The organism is Ornithinimicrobium sp. (assembly GCF_051004135.1).
In the GTDB taxonomy this organism is placed as follows: Bacteria; Actinomycetota; Actinomycetes; order Actinomycetales; family Dermatophilaceae; genus Ornithinicoccus.
Genome location: NZ_JBPCKQ010000250.1, coordinates 1 through 13,010, shown reverse-complemented (window position 1 = coordinate 13,010; position 13,010 = coordinate 1). Strand labels below are relative to the sequence as shown.

Here is a 13,010-nt window from a genome sequence, read left to right as displayed (position 1 = left end):
TCGGCGATGATCGGGCCGACCCCGTCGGTCGCGGCTAAGGTGTCGACGTCGGCGGCACGGATCGCGTCCATCGAGCCGAACTCGGTGGCCAGCGCCCGCGCCGCGGTCGGCCCCACATGCCGGATCGACAGACCCACCAGCACCCGCCACAGCGGCTTGGCCTTGGCCTCCTCCAGGTTGTCGACCAGCTTGGCACCGTTCGCCGAGAGCACCCGGCCGTCGACCACCTCGTCCTCCGGGTCCGTCTTCTTCGCCGCCCGGGTGTAAAGCGGCACCCGCGCGATCTCGGCCTCGGTCAGTGAGAAAAGTCCGGACTCATCGCTCAGCACCCCGGCGTCGAGCAGCCCCTGCACCCCCTCCCACCCGAGGGCCTCGATGTCGAACGCCCCCCGCCCGGCCACGGCATACAGCCGCTCCCTCAGCTGCGCCGGGCACGACCGAGCGTTGGGGCAACGGATGTCCTTGTCCTCCTCCCGCTCCGGGCGCAGCTTGGTCCCGCAGCTCGGGCAGAGCGTGGGCATCACGAACTCCCGCTCGCTGCCGTCGCGCAGATCGGCCACCGGCCCGAGGATCTCGGGGATCACGTCTCCGGCCTTGCGCAGCACCACCGTGTCGCCGATCAGCACCCCCTTGCGGACCACCTCCGACGCGTTGTGCAACGTCGCCATCTCCACCGTCGAGCCGGCCACCAGCACCGGCTCCATCACCCCATACGGGGTCACCCGGCCGGTCCGCCCGACGTTGACCCGGATGTCGAGCAGCTTCGTGGTGACCTCTTCCGGCGGGTACTTGTAGGCGATTGCCCACCGGGGCGCCCGTGACGTCGAGCCGAGCCGGCGCTGCACCGCGACCTCGTCGACCTTGACAACGACCCCGTCGAGCTCGTGCTCCACCGCGTGCCGCTGCGACCCGTAGTGCTCCACGAGCTCCTGCACCGCCGCCAGGTCGCCGAGCACCTTCGCGTGCGGCGAGACCGGCAGACCCCAGGCGCCCAGCACGTCATACGCCTGCGACTGCAGCGTGATGTCGAAGCCGGTGCGGGCCCCGATGCCGTGCACCAGCATCCGCAGCGGCCGGGTCGCGCTCACCCGGGGATCCTTCTGGCGCAGCGATCCGGCGGCGGCGTTGCGCGGGTTGGCGAAGGGCGCCTTGCCCTGCTCGACCAGCGAGGCGTTGAGCTCGGCGAACGCCTCGACCGGGAAGAACACCTCACCGCGCACCTCCACCAGCTCGGGCACCGCCACCTGCGCACCGTCCTGATCCTGCGGCGGCACCAGCCGGTGCGGCACGCCGGAGATCGTGCGCACGTTGTGGGTGACGTCCTCCCCCGTCCGCCCATCACCCCGGGTCGCGGCGCGCACCAGCCGGCCCTCCTCATACAGCAGGTTGACCGCCAGCCCGTCGATCTTGAGCTCGCACAGGTAGTGCACCTCGGCCCCACCGGCCGCTCGCTCGACCCGGTCTGCCCAGGCATGCAGCTCCTCGGCGCTGAACGCGTTGTCCAGGCTGAGCATGCGCTCGACGTGGTCGACGGGGGTGAACTCGGTGGAGAACGTGCCGCCCACCTGCTGGGTGGGGCTGTCCGGGCTGCGCAGGCTGGGGTGCACCTCCTCCAGCTCCTGTAGCCGCCGCAGCAGCGTGTCGAACTCGCCGTCGCTGATGCTCGGCGCGTCACGCACGTAGTAGGCGAACTGGTGGTCGCGGATCTCCTGCGTCAGCCGGGCCCACTCGTGCCGGACATCGTCGGGGACGTCCGGGTATGCCGTCTGGCTCGCCTGGTCGGTCACGGTGACCATCTTCACCCACGCCACCGACATCGACACGGCGGCCCTATGGTCGCCCTCGGCGGGGGTGTGGTTGATGCTTCAGATGCGCAAGCGCGCCAACTGACCAAGGCGCTCCGCGCCGACCGGGGTTGGCCTCTGCAGATGTGTCGCCAGGCCAACACCACTGCAGGGGCTTAGTCTGCGGAGGTTTCGGCCGAATCACGGAGCGTGCTGTCGGTCGCGGTGGCTTGGTACGACGGCATATCCGCTCCGAGGTCAGTCACGGGACACCGCTGGTCCGTGGGTGACGCTCGCCCGGTCGCTCACCTTCCAGCGACGCTCGAGGTATGTGGTGAAGGACACCCACGTCAGGGCCAGGCCGTTGGAGAGCAACCAGACCCACATGTCGTCCGGGGCGAGCCAGTAGCCGACGGAAGCCACCGCCGCCCAGATGCAGAGCGCTGCGAGCCTCCCGCCCCAGAGGATCCGACGACGTCGCGCCCCTCTGTCGTGGGCCCTCCCCGCTCGGCTCCAGTGCCACTACGCTACCGCGGTCTCCGCCAGGTCGACGGCCAGCCGCAGGGTGGCCTCGGTGATCGCCCGGGCCCGCTGGGGGAAGGCGCCCGCAAGCCCGCATGCCGGGGTCACGGTGACCTCGGCGAGGTCACGCACGGGCAGGCCGACCTCGCGCCACCGGGCAACGAGGTCGTCGTGGTGCTCCCGGTATGCGGTGCGCTCGCCGTCCGTGGGCAGCGCCCCGGCCCAGAGTCGCACCCCGTCCTCGGCGGCGACCGCGACCGCCTCCCAGGTGCGCGGGCCCAGCGCCGCGACATCGAGGGCAAGCGCGTCGGGACGCGCACCGCGCAGCGCCTCGACCGGCGGGCTGCCGGCGCAACAGTGCAGCACGGTGCCTGCTGCACCACCCGCCCGAGCCGCGTCCAGCACCTGGCGCATCGCATCGGTCGCCTCGGACGGCTCGGGCGCCGCCAGCACCCGATAGCCGGACTCCGAGCGCACCCGGCCCAGCAGCACCGCGGCCAGCGCCGGCTCGTCGAGCTGCAGCACCAGCTCCGCCGCCGGCACGAGCCGGCGAATCTCCTGGACGTGCCGGGCCACCCCCTCGGCCAGCGACCCGGCCAGGTCGCGCACGGCCCCGGCGTCGGACAGCACCCGGTCACCGAGCGGCAGCCAGGTCTGCGCGGCAAGGGTCCACGGCCCGGCGACCTGCACCTTCAGCGGGCCGGACCACCCGTCATACGCCTCGGCGAGCTCGTCCAGGTCCTGACCCCACCACGAGGCGGTGCGCTCGGCGTCGCGGCCGGGCCGGTCGACCATTCGCCACCCCTGCGGCTGCAGGTCCACGGGCAGGTCGACGAGCAGGTGCGCGGCGCGGCCGATCAGGTCCGCACCCGGTCCGCGAGCAGGCAGCTCCGGCAGGTAGGGCAGCCCGGTGACCCCCTCGGCGGACGGCGCACCCAGCAGGTCACGGACGACCCGGATCGCCTCCCGCACGTCCGTGCCCGGCCACGACCCGATCCCGCTCACACCGACCATGGGGCCAGTCTGGGCCATCGGGCGACGCCGACAGCGCCACGGACTTCAGCGCTCAGTCCTGCGAGCTCTCCGCGGCCTTTCGGTCGGCGCGGATCTGCACCAGGACCAGGATGCCGACGACGGCCGCACCCAAGAGGGCCAGCAGGACGGGGCCGAGCACCGGCGCGTAGGGCGCGACCAGCTGCCCCGGCCCCTCGGCCTCGCCGCCACCTCCGGAGGTCGACTGCCAGGGCCACAGCGCCCGCAGCGAGCCGATCATCAGCCCGGACATCACCAGCAGGGTGGTCCGGCGGTGCGAGTTGAGCAGATACCGCAGGACCTGCACGAACGACCCCAGTCCCAGCACGGCTCCGGCGCCGAACACGGCGAGGTAGAGCAGGTCACGGTCCTCGACCGCGCCCAGCGTCGTGGTGTACATCCCGACCGCCAACAGCAGGAACGAGCCGGAGACACCGGGGACCACCAGCGCACAGACAGCCACCGAAGCGGCCAGGAACACGACATACAGCGGTGCTTCGGCGCTTCCCCCTCCCGCGGCGAGCCCGATCAGCAGGTATGCCGCGACGGCGGCGACGATCACAAGTCCGGCATCGAGGGCTCGCGCGCGATGCGCGGGCGGCAGCATCCGCAGCGGGACGACGATGCTCACCGCGACGAGCCCGAAGAACAGGCCGCGGGCGTGCTCCGGGCTGTCGGCGACGAAGGCGCTCATCACCCCGGCGATGGTCACCACCGCGGTAACCATCCCGAGCAGGACCGGCAGAACCAGCCACCAGTCGGTGCGAGCCAGCTCGGCCCGGCTGGCCTGAGCACGTCCTCCGTCACCACCGGTCACCAGCTTGCGACCCGCGCCGCCCACGTGCGCGGCGGAGTCGATGAGCTCGTCGTAGACCCCGGTGACCAGCGCCACCGTGCCACCCGAGACCCCTGGCACGAGCTCGGCGGAGCCGATCAGGAAGCCGCGCAGCAGGTCCAACGGGAGCAGCCGCCGGGGTCGCCGGGCCCTGCCGGTGCTTTGGTCGGAGTCGGCCTCAGTCCGGTCGGTGTCCACGCGAGCAGCGTAGACGGCCGCATCGGGCCGCGCCGACTTCTCAGTGGTAGGTCTCCTCCTCCCGGTCCGGACCCACGTGTCGAGCCAGCCAGGCGTTGAGGTCCGCAGCATCCTGCCACAGCCCGGTGACCCGCCGCAGCGCCGCACGGGTGTGCAGCCATTGGTACTCCGGCCAGGACCTGGACAAGGTGAGGCCCTTGTGCCGCAGCAGCGCGACCCGGGGATGGTCGCTGGGGTATCCGCGGGGCGCGGTCTTCAGCGCACTTCCGCCCACCGTCCCCCCGCTGGATCGCGCGGCCTGGACGAGAGCAGCCACCTGCGGCCCGGCGTCGTCGTCGTCCACCGCCGCGTAGAAACGTCGCACCTGGGCCCGGCTCATCTCGTGGTAGCCGGACGCGGCAAACAGTCCCTCGCCGCTGACGTGCAGGTAGTAGACGGCACCGACGACACCGGCGGCATCGGGGTCCGCGCCGATCACGGCTCCCGCGTGCAGCTTGTAGGGCGACTTGTCGGCGGAGAAGCGCACGTCGCGGTTCGGGCGGAACACCTTGCCGTCCCCGAACTCCTCGGCGACCTCAGCGAGCAGCTGCTCCAGCGGGAGCCTGATGTCCTGCTCGTAGGTGTCCCGGTGGGCGTCGAAGAACGCCTTGGTGTTGTCGGCGGCCAGCTCGTGCCAGAAGGCCACTACCTGCGGACCGAACCCGTCGAACCTGTCCACCGGCGTGCCCATGAAGGATCACGGTAGCGCGGCCGAGGGTGCAGTCATCGGCTGGGCCCAGCCAAACTGGGGGTATGTCGTCACTCGCCGTGCCCGCCTCGCTGCGCCCCTTCGTGGACCAGGAGGGCCGGCTCATCCAGCTGCCGCGACGGGAGCAGAAGCGCATCGCGGCGTGGGCGTGGATCGCCGCCCGCAGCCGGGGCGCTACCGCCTCCCCGCCGAGCCCAGGACGGTCGCCGAGCAGGGCTGAGGCGGTCGTGACCCTTGCCGGGCCTCAGGACCAGGCCGGCACCGCTCGGTCGGCGCGAACGATGGTCGCCGACCCGACGACGCGGGTGCCGTCGTAGAGCACGACGGACTGGCCGGGTGCCACCCCTCGGATCCGCTCCTGCAGCGCGACGTGCACCTGCTCGCCCTCGGGCCAGGCCGTGGCGGGATGCTCCTGGCCGTGCGCTCGCACCTGCGCGCCGACCTCGATGACCCCCTCGGGCGCTGATCCGCACCACCGGGCATGGTCACCGACGATGTGGTCGACGCCGAGCAGCTCCTGCGGGCCCACGACCACGGTGTTGGTCGCCGTGTCGGTGCCCACGACATACCGCTTGGACCCGTCGGCCGGTGGGACCTTCAGGCCGAGTCCGCGACGCTGCCCGACCGTGTAACCGAACGCACCGCCGTGCTCGCCCAGCACCTGACCGTCGGTGTCGACGACGTCGCCGGGCTGCTCGCCCAGCCGACGGGCGAGCCAGCCGCGGGTGTCACCGTCGGCGATGAAGCAGATGTCGTGACTGTCCGGCTTCTTGGCCACCGAGAAGCCCTGGGCGGCGGCCTCGGCCCGGATGTCGGGCTTGGTCGTGTCGCCGAGCGGGAAGAAGCTGCGGGCCAGCTGGTCGGTGTCGAGCACGCCGAGCACGTAGGACTGGTCCTTGGCCCCATCCACTGCCCGATGCAGCTCGCGCCGGAGGCCACCGGACGCCGACGGGTCGGGCACCTCGCGGATCTGCGCATAGTGCCCCGTCGCGACCGCGTCGAAGCCCAGAGCCAGGGCCTTGTCGAGCAGGGCGGCGAACTTGATCTTCTCGTTGCAGCGCAGGCACGGGTTGGGCGTGCGGCCGGCGGCGTACTCGGCCACGAAGTCCTCGACCACGTCCTGGGCGAACCGCTGCGCCATGTCCCACACGTAGAACGGGATGCCGAGCCGGTCGGCGACCCGGCGTGCGTCACCGGCGTCCTCGATCGTGCAGCAACCGCGGGCGCTCTCGCGCAGCGTGGCCGCCGACCGGGACAGGGCCAGGTGGACCCCGACCACCTCGTGGCCAGCCTCCAGCATCCGGGCGGCCGCGACGGCCGAGTCGACTCCCCCGCTCATCGCGGCGACAACCCGCATCAGCTGACCCTCGCAGTCGCCTGCCGGGCTCGGCGGGCGCGCTCGACGGCGGCAGGCAGGGCGGCCAGGAAGGCGTCGACGTCGGCCTGGGACGAGGTATGACCAAGGCTGAGCCGGAGTGCCCCGCGAGCCTGCGTCTCGCTGACCCCCATGGCCAGCAGGACGTGGCTGGGCTGCGGCACTCCGGCTTGACAGGCCGACCCGGTGGAGCACTCGATCCCGGTCGCGTCGAGCAGGTAGAGCAGCGAGTCACCGTCACAGCCGGGGATGCGCAGGTGGGCGTTGCCGGGCAGACGACGGGTGCTGTCGCCGGGCTCCCAGTGACCGCTGACGGTGATCGTCGGGTCCTGAGCCAGAGCACCCTGGATGAGCCGGTCCCGCAGCCCGACCAGACGCTGCGCCCGCTCCTGCTGGTGCGCCACGGCATACCGGACGGCGTGAGCCAACCCGGCGATGCCCGGGACGTCGAGGGTGCCGCTGCGCAGCTGCCGCTCCTGACCGCCGCCGTGGGTCAGCGGCACCGGACTCTGGTCGCGACCGGCGACCAGGATCCCGACACCGAGCGGACCACCGATCTTGTGACCCGTGACGGTGACCAGGTCGGCGCCGATCTCGTCGGGACGGACCGGCACCTGACCCAGCGCCTGCACGGCGTCGGAGTGGAACGGGATCCCGTGCTCGTGGGCCAGGGCCGCGAGCTCGGCGACCGGCTGGATGGTGCCGATCTCGTTGTTGGCCCACATCACCGAGACCAGGGCGGCGCTGTCGTGATCCGCGGCCAGCGCCCGGCGCAAGGCGTCAGCGGTGACCACGCCCTCGGCGTCGGGAGCCAACCAGGTCACGTCGGCCTGCCCCGTCTCGACCAGGTAGTCGACCGCGTCGAGGACGGCGTGGTGCTCGATCGAGCTGACCACAAGGCGGCGGTGCCGGGGCTCAGCGCCCGCGCGGGCCCACAACGTGCCCTTGACCGCGAGGTTGTCGGACTCGGTGCCGCCGGAGGTGAACACGACCTGTGAGGGGCGCACCCCGAGGTCCTCGCCGATCGACTCGCGGGACTCCTCGACGACACGGCGGGCGGAGCGGCCGGCCGTGTGCAGCGAGCTGGCGTTGCCGACGTCTCGCATGGTCCGCGCCACGACCTCGATGACCTCCGGAAGCACCGGGGTCGTCGCCGCGTGGTCAAGGTAGACGCTCACTCGACCGGATTCTACGCCTCCCCCACTCCTTGCGACCCCCAGCCACAAAGCCGCACTTCCAGCGCCATGCATGGCGCTGGAAGTGGGCTTTCCGGCTGGGGTGGCGTGGAGGCTGCGGCGGCGGGCTCGGCTCAGCCCTTTGCCTTGGTGATCGCCTCGGTGGCCTGCGGCAGCACGGTGAACAGGTCGCCGACCACACCGAAGTCGGCCATCTCGAAGATCGGGGCCTCCTCGTCCTTGTTGATCGCGACGATCGCCTTGGACGTCTGCATACCGGCACGGTGCTGAATCGCCCCGGAGATCCCGGCCGCGACGTAGAGCTGCGGCGAGACCTGCGCGCCGGTCTGACCGACCTGGCTGGAGTGCGGATACCACCCGGCGTCGACCGCCGCGCGGGAGGCGCCGACGGCGGCATCGAGGGAGTCGGCGAACTGCTCGACCGGGTCGAAGTTGCCGCCGGTCCCCCGGCCGCCCGAGACCACGATGGCAGCCTCGGTGAGTGCCGGCCGCCCGGACTTCTGCTTCTCCGAGCGCTCCACGATCCGCGCACTCTTGGCACCGTCGGACACGCTGACCTCGACGAGCTCGTCCGTCGCCTCGGCAGGCGACTCCTGCGCGGCGATGGAGTTGGGCTTGACCGTGATGACCGGCGACCCGTGCGACGTACTGCATACGGTCGCGAAGTTGCCGGCGAACACCGACTTGGTCGCCTGCACGCCCCCGTCGCCGGCCTGGACGTCGACGGCGTCGGTGATCAGACCGGACTCGGCCTTGATGGCCAACCGCCCGGCGATCTCGTTGCCGTCGGTGCTCGAGGCCAGCAGGACCGCCGCTGCGCTGGTCCGCTGCACGAGCTGGGCCAGCACCTCAGCGGTCGGCGCGACCAGGTGGTCGGTGACGTCGGCCGACTCGATGCGATACACCTTGGCCGCGCCGTAGCGGGCCAGGTCGTCCTTGGCGGTGTCGAAGCCGGTGCCGACGAAGACCGCCGAGGGCTCCCCCAGCCGCCGGGCCGCGGTCAGCATCTCCCCGGTCGTCTTGCGCACGACACCGTCGATGTGGTCGACCAGCACGAGTACCTCTGCCATGTGATCTGCTCCTTGCGTATGTCGAAGCCCGTAGAGCTCGCGGGGCGGGCTCAGGCGAACTTGCGAGAGATCAGGAAGTCGGCCAGGGCCTGACCGCCCTGTCCCTCGTCGGTCACGACCTCCCCCTGGCTGCGTGGCGGTCGCTGCTCGACCGAGACCACGGAGGTCCAGGAGGCGCCGAGGCCGACCTCGGCCGGCTCGACCCCCAGATCGGCCAGCGTCCAGGTCTGCACCGGCTTCTTCTTGGCGGCCATGATGCCCTTGAACGAGGGGTAGCGCGGCTCGTTGATCTGGTCGGTCACCGACACCACCGCCGGTAGCGACGCCTCGATCGTCTCGCTGGCGACGTCCCCGTCCCTGCGGATGCGAACGGTCTCACCGTCCAGCGTCAGCTCGGAGGCGAAGGTGACCTGGGGCAGTCCGAGCCGTTCGGCCAGCATCGCCGGCACGACGCTCATCGTGCCGTCGGTGGACCCGAGACCGGTCAGCACCAGGTCGACGTCGCCGATCGTGTCGATGGCCGCAGCCAACACACGTGAGGTGGCGATGGCGTCCGAGCCGGCAATGGCCGCGTCGTTGACGTGAACTCCCTCGTGGGCGCCCATCTGCAGCGACTTCTTGATCGCGGCGGTGGCCTGGTCCGGCCCCATCGTCAGGATCGTGATCTCGACGTCGTCACCGTCGTCGGCGATAGCCAGGGCCTCTTCCACGGCATACTCGTCGAGCTCGGAGAGCAGTCCGTCCACGGACGCGCGCTCGGTGGTGTGGTCGGGCTGGAACGTCCGCTCCGACTGCGCGTCGGGGACGTATTTGACACAGACGACGATCTTCACGCGTCACGACCTCTCATCACTGGGCTATCTGAGCGTCATCCTCCCACCTGCCGTCGGGGCAGGTGTGACTCGGTCAGATAAGCGTGAGCAGGTACGCGTGGCCCACCAGCAGCGCGGCGAGGATCGGGAAGCAGAAGACCGTCATGACTCGCAGCACGCGCCCGGGGTAGGCGGTGTGCCCCGTCGCGGGGTTACGGACGGGGTCTCCACCGCGAACCGACCACAGTCCGACCACCGACACCACCAGGGCGAGACCGGCGACCCCCCCGACCACCGGCCAGGGCAATGCGAGAACCTGCCCGGTGAGCGCGAACAACAGCACGAACATCACGGTCAACGGCAGGAACCCGACGAGCACCATGCGCAGCACGCCACCCTCGGCGAGGAAGCGCAGGATCGGCGTGGGCCGCATCGACAGGATGCCTCCGGCCAGGACGGTCACCGCGAGGACGAGCAGGTTCCCGAGGCTGAACTGCAGCCGTCCCAGTCGTGCATCCTGAGCTCCAGCGTGAGCTGGTCCTGCCAGGACAGTCTGGTGCGGTTCATCTCAGTTCCCCTTCGATGCGGCGATGGTCAGCGGTTCGGTCACTCGTGCGGTGGTGGCGGTGAAGTCGGCCCAGGCTCGGCTCTGTTGACGGGCATGTTCGTGGCCGGCCTCGGTGAGGGCGTAGAACTTGCGGCCGGGGCCGCCCTCGCCGGGTCGCCATTCGACCTCGACATGGCCGGCGTCCTCGAGACGACCGAGCAGGGGGTAGAGCGTGCCGCCCTTGATGGTGCCCACGCCGGCCTGCGCCAGCTCGGTGGCGATGGCGTAGCCGTACGTCGGCCCCTTGCTCAGCACCGAGAGCACGGCGACGCCGAGGACACCGCGCAGCCATTCACTCGGCCACTGAGGAGTCAACGTCACGAAGTAGATCGTATGCCTAACTAGTCAGACACACAACCCACTTGTGAGAGGTCTTGCGGCCTCCACCAGCGACTTGCTCGAGGAGTTGCCGGGGCTCTGTTCGCGAAGGCGCCGCCTCGAGGGGGTGCGGTCAGCGGCCCTCGAACTCCGCCTTACCCGGCCCGTGCTCGACGAACGAGGCCATCCCGATCTGGCGGTCCCGCGTGGCGAACACCCCGGCGAACTGGGTGGCCTCGATCGCCAACCCGGTGTCCAGATCGGTCTCCAACCCCCGGTCGACCGCCTCCTTCAGGGCCCGCAGCGCAAAGGCCGGGCCGCCGACGTAGCGCGACATGCGCTCCCGCCCCACGGCATACACCTGCTCCGGTGCGACGACCTCGTCGACCAGCCCCAGCTCGAGCGCCTCCTGCGCATCGACCATCCGTCCGGTGAACAGCAGGTCCTTGGCCTTGGCCGGACCGATGAGCCGGGGCAGCCGCTGGGACCCACCGGCCCCCGGCATCACGCCGAGCAGGATCTCCGGCTGGCCGAGCTTGGCGTCGCTGCCCGCGATGCGGAAGTCGCAGCACAGCGCCAGCTCGCAGCCCGCGCCCAGCGCATAGCCGGTGATCGCGGCAACCGTCGGCTTCGGGATGTGCGCCACCGCCTTGAAGCAGTCCTGGATGACCCCCGCCCGCTCGACCATGTCGGGGTAGGTCATCGCCTGCATCTCCTTGATGTCCGCACCGGCCGCGAACACCGACTCACCGCCGTAGACGATGACGGCCGCGATGTCACGGTCGGCGGAAACTTCCCGGGCCGCCGCCCCGATCTGGTCCTGCACCGCGATGTCCAGCGGGTTCATCTTCGGCCGGTCGATCCGGATGGTCGCCAGGCCGTCCTCGACCTCGACCCGCACGAGCTGCTCGGTCATGCCTGGGGGTCCTCACCCTCGGTCCCGGACTGGTCGCCGTCGTGCTGCGGCGGTCGGCCGACGGCCTCGGAGAGCCACGGTGCGATCTCCGGAGCCTCCCCACCGGGCTCCGCCGTGGCCCGCTGCGACTTGGCCACGACATTCTTGTGCCACAGCTGCACCGCCTGCAGCAGCAGCCCCACGCTGATCTGGGCCTTGGCCTTCGGGTTCTCCTGCTTGGCGATGATCTGCTCGACCGTGAGCACCAGGTTGCCCGCGGCGATGCCGGCCTTGACCAGGTTCACCCCCAGGGTGATGTCGTTGCACGCGTTGAGCCGGGTCGTCATGTCAGCGGGGATGTTGTCGGCGATCTGCCACTGCCCGAAGGTGCGCATGATGTCGACCTGTCCCCCCTCCATGCAGCGCACGAACAGCTTCTGACTCTGCGCGGTGAAGGAGACGTCCCCCTGGGCGTCGAGATCGGGACCGTACTCGAGGTCCTGCAGGGCGTCCAGGACGCGCCCGCGCAGCGGGTGCTCCTCGGGCGGCGGCGGGAAGTTGGGAAGTGCGGTGGGATCGCTCATGGTCCCCAACGTACCGACTCCCCACCCGTAACACATAAGGTGCCGACCATGCTCCCGGTCACTCCCGCCCCGCGCCGGGCGCCGGACACCCCTCCCCCCATGGGCGTCACACTGACCTCCGAGGGCGCCGAGTTCGCCGTGCTCGCCCGGCACGCCGAGGCCGTCGAGCTGTGCCTGTTCGACGAGGCCGGGGCGCAGCGGGTGGTGCCGCTGCGTCACCGCTCCTACGGCATCTGGTGGGACCACGTCCCCGGGGTCGCCCCGGGCCAGCGCTACGGCTACCGGGTGCACGGCCCGTGGGCCCCACGCGCCGGGCACCGGCACAACCCGGCCAAGCTGCTGATGGACCCGTATGCCGTCGCGCTGGAGGGCGAGGTCCGCTGGGGGCCCGAGGTGTTCGGGCACCGGGTCGACGCGGCGTGGCAGGGCGACGGTGAGCGGCGCGACGACCGGGACAGCGCGGCATGCGTCCCGCGCAGCGTGGTCCTCGGCGATGGCTTCGACTGGTCCGGCGACGAGCCACCTGCCGTGCCGTGGACCCAGACCGTGCTCTACGAGGCGCATGTGCGCGGGCTGACCATGCGCCATCCGGGGGTGCCCGAGAAGCTGCGGGGCACGTATGCCGCGCTCGGGCACCCGGCGGTGCTCGATCACCTGCAGCGGCTCGGCGTCACCAGCCTGGAGCTGCTGCCGATCCACACGTTCACCGACGAGCCGCACCTGGTCAAGAAGGATCTGAGCAACTACTGGGGCTACAACACGCTCGGCTTCTTCGCCCCGCACGCCGCCTACGCCGCCACCGGCGAGCGCGGCGGCCAGGTCCAGGAGTTCAAGGGCATGGTCAAGACGCTGCACGCGGCGGGCATCGAGGTGATCCTCGACGTGGTCTACAACCACTCCGGGGAGGGCAACCACCTCGGCCCCACGCTCAGCTTCAAGGGGTTCGACAACCCGATGTACTACCGGCTGCGCGAGGACGACAAACGCCGTTACACCGACTACACCGGCTGCGGCAACACCCTCGACGTACGCCA

14 protein-coding genes are annotated in these 13,010 nt (G+C 71.1%); 1 reads left to right on the top strand and 13 read right to left on the bottom strand.

Annotated elements, in window-relative coordinates; translation table 11 throughout:
- The 13 genes from ligA to ACR2FV_RS18115 all read right to left on the bottom strand — a co-directional run.
- Positions 1-1,796, bottom strand: a 1,796-nt coding sequence (gene ligA, locus ACR2FV_RS18175; RefSeq protein WP_434017118.1) for an NAD-dependent DNA ligase LigA, incomplete at its 3' end; no start/stop codon positions are given.
- Between the two features lie 246 nt (positions 1,797-2,042).
- Positions 2,043-2,207, bottom strand: coding sequence for a hypothetical protein (locus ACR2FV_RS18170; protein ID WP_434017117.1), 165 nt, complete (start codon positions 2,205-2,207; stop codon positions 2,043-2,045).
- A 99-nt stretch (positions 2,208-2,306) separates the two neighbouring features.
- On the bottom strand, positions 2,307-3,320 hold the full coding sequence (locus ACR2FV_RS18165) for a methionine synthase (protein WP_434017116.1): 1,014 nt from the start codon (positions 3,318-3,320) through the stop codon (positions 2,307-2,309).
- A 52-nt stretch (positions 3,321-3,372) separates the two neighbouring features.
- Positions 3,373-4,371 carry a DUF368 domain-containing protein gene (locus tag ACR2FV_RS18160; RefSeq protein WP_434017115.1) on the bottom strand — a complete coding sequence of 333 codons (999 nt, stop codon included), beginning with the start codon at positions 4,369-4,371 and terminating at the stop codon, positions 3,373-3,375.
- A gap of 40 nt (positions 4,372-4,411) precedes the next feature.
- Positions 4,412-5,101, bottom strand: a complete 690-nt coding sequence (locus tag ACR2FV_RS18155) for a DUF2461 domain-containing protein (protein WP_434017114.1) — start codon at positions 5,099-5,101, stop codon at positions 4,412-4,414.
- A gap of 262 nt (positions 5,102-5,363) precedes the next feature.
- A complete protein-coding gene (gene mnmA / locus ACR2FV_RS18150) occupies positions 5,364-6,476 on the bottom strand; it encodes a tRNA 2-thiouridine(34) synthase MnmA (RefSeq protein WP_434017113.1) in 1,113 nt (370 codons plus the stop codon).
- Positions 6,476-7,672 (bottom strand): cysteine desulfurase family protein, encoded by a 1,197-nt coding sequence (locus tag ACR2FV_RS18145; protein ID WP_434017112.1) that lies wholly within the window; start codon positions 7,670-7,672, stop codon positions 6,476-6,478. Before ACR2FV_RS18145 ends, mnmA begins: the two co-directional genes overlap by 1 nt.
- Positions 7,673-7,803: 131 nt before the next feature.
- The gene (locus tag ACR2FV_RS18140) at positions 7,804-8,760 is read right to left on the bottom strand and encodes an electron transfer flavoprotein subunit alpha/FixB family protein (protein WP_434017111.1); all 957 of its coding nucleotides are present in this window, start codon (positions 8,758-8,760) and stop codon (positions 7,804-7,806) included.
- 50 nt (positions 8,761-8,810) lie between these two features.
- Complete coding sequence (locus ACR2FV_RS18135) at positions 8,811-9,593, bottom strand: electron transfer flavoprotein subunit beta/FixA family protein (protein ID WP_434017110.1); 783 nt, start codon at positions 9,591-9,593, stop codon at positions 8,811-8,813.
- A 73-nt stretch (positions 9,594-9,666) separates the two neighbouring features.
- A complete protein-coding gene (locus ACR2FV_RS18130; RefSeq protein ID WP_434017109.1) occupies positions 9,667-10,035 on the bottom strand; it encodes a hypothetical protein in 369 nt (122 codons plus the stop codon).
- Between the two features lie 105 nt (positions 10,036-10,140).
- Complete coding sequence (locus tag ACR2FV_RS18125; RefSeq protein WP_434017108.1) at positions 10,141-10,500, bottom strand: PadR family transcriptional regulator; 360 nt, start codon at positions 10,498-10,500, stop codon at positions 10,141-10,143.
- 130 nt (positions 10,501-10,630) lie between these two features.
- Positions 10,631-11,413 (bottom strand): enoyl-CoA hydratase/isomerase family protein, encoded by a 783-nt coding sequence (locus ACR2FV_RS18120; RefSeq protein WP_434017107.1) that lies wholly within the window; start codon positions 11,411-11,413, stop codon positions 10,631-10,633.
- Positions 11,410-11,976 (bottom strand): hypothetical protein, encoded by a 567-nt coding sequence (locus tag ACR2FV_RS18115; protein WP_434017106.1) that lies wholly within the window; start codon positions 11,974-11,976, stop codon positions 11,410-11,412. Before ACR2FV_RS18115 ends, ACR2FV_RS18120 begins: the two co-directional genes overlap by 4 nt.
- Positions 11,977-12,024: 48 nt before the next feature.
- On the opposite strand from ACR2FV_RS18115, the gene ACR2FV_RS18110 reads away from it, so the two are divergent.
- Positions 12,025-13,010 (top strand): alpha-amylase family glycosyl hydrolase (locus ACR2FV_RS18110; RefSeq protein WP_434017105.1); only part of this gene is annotated, 986 nt, incomplete at its 3' end.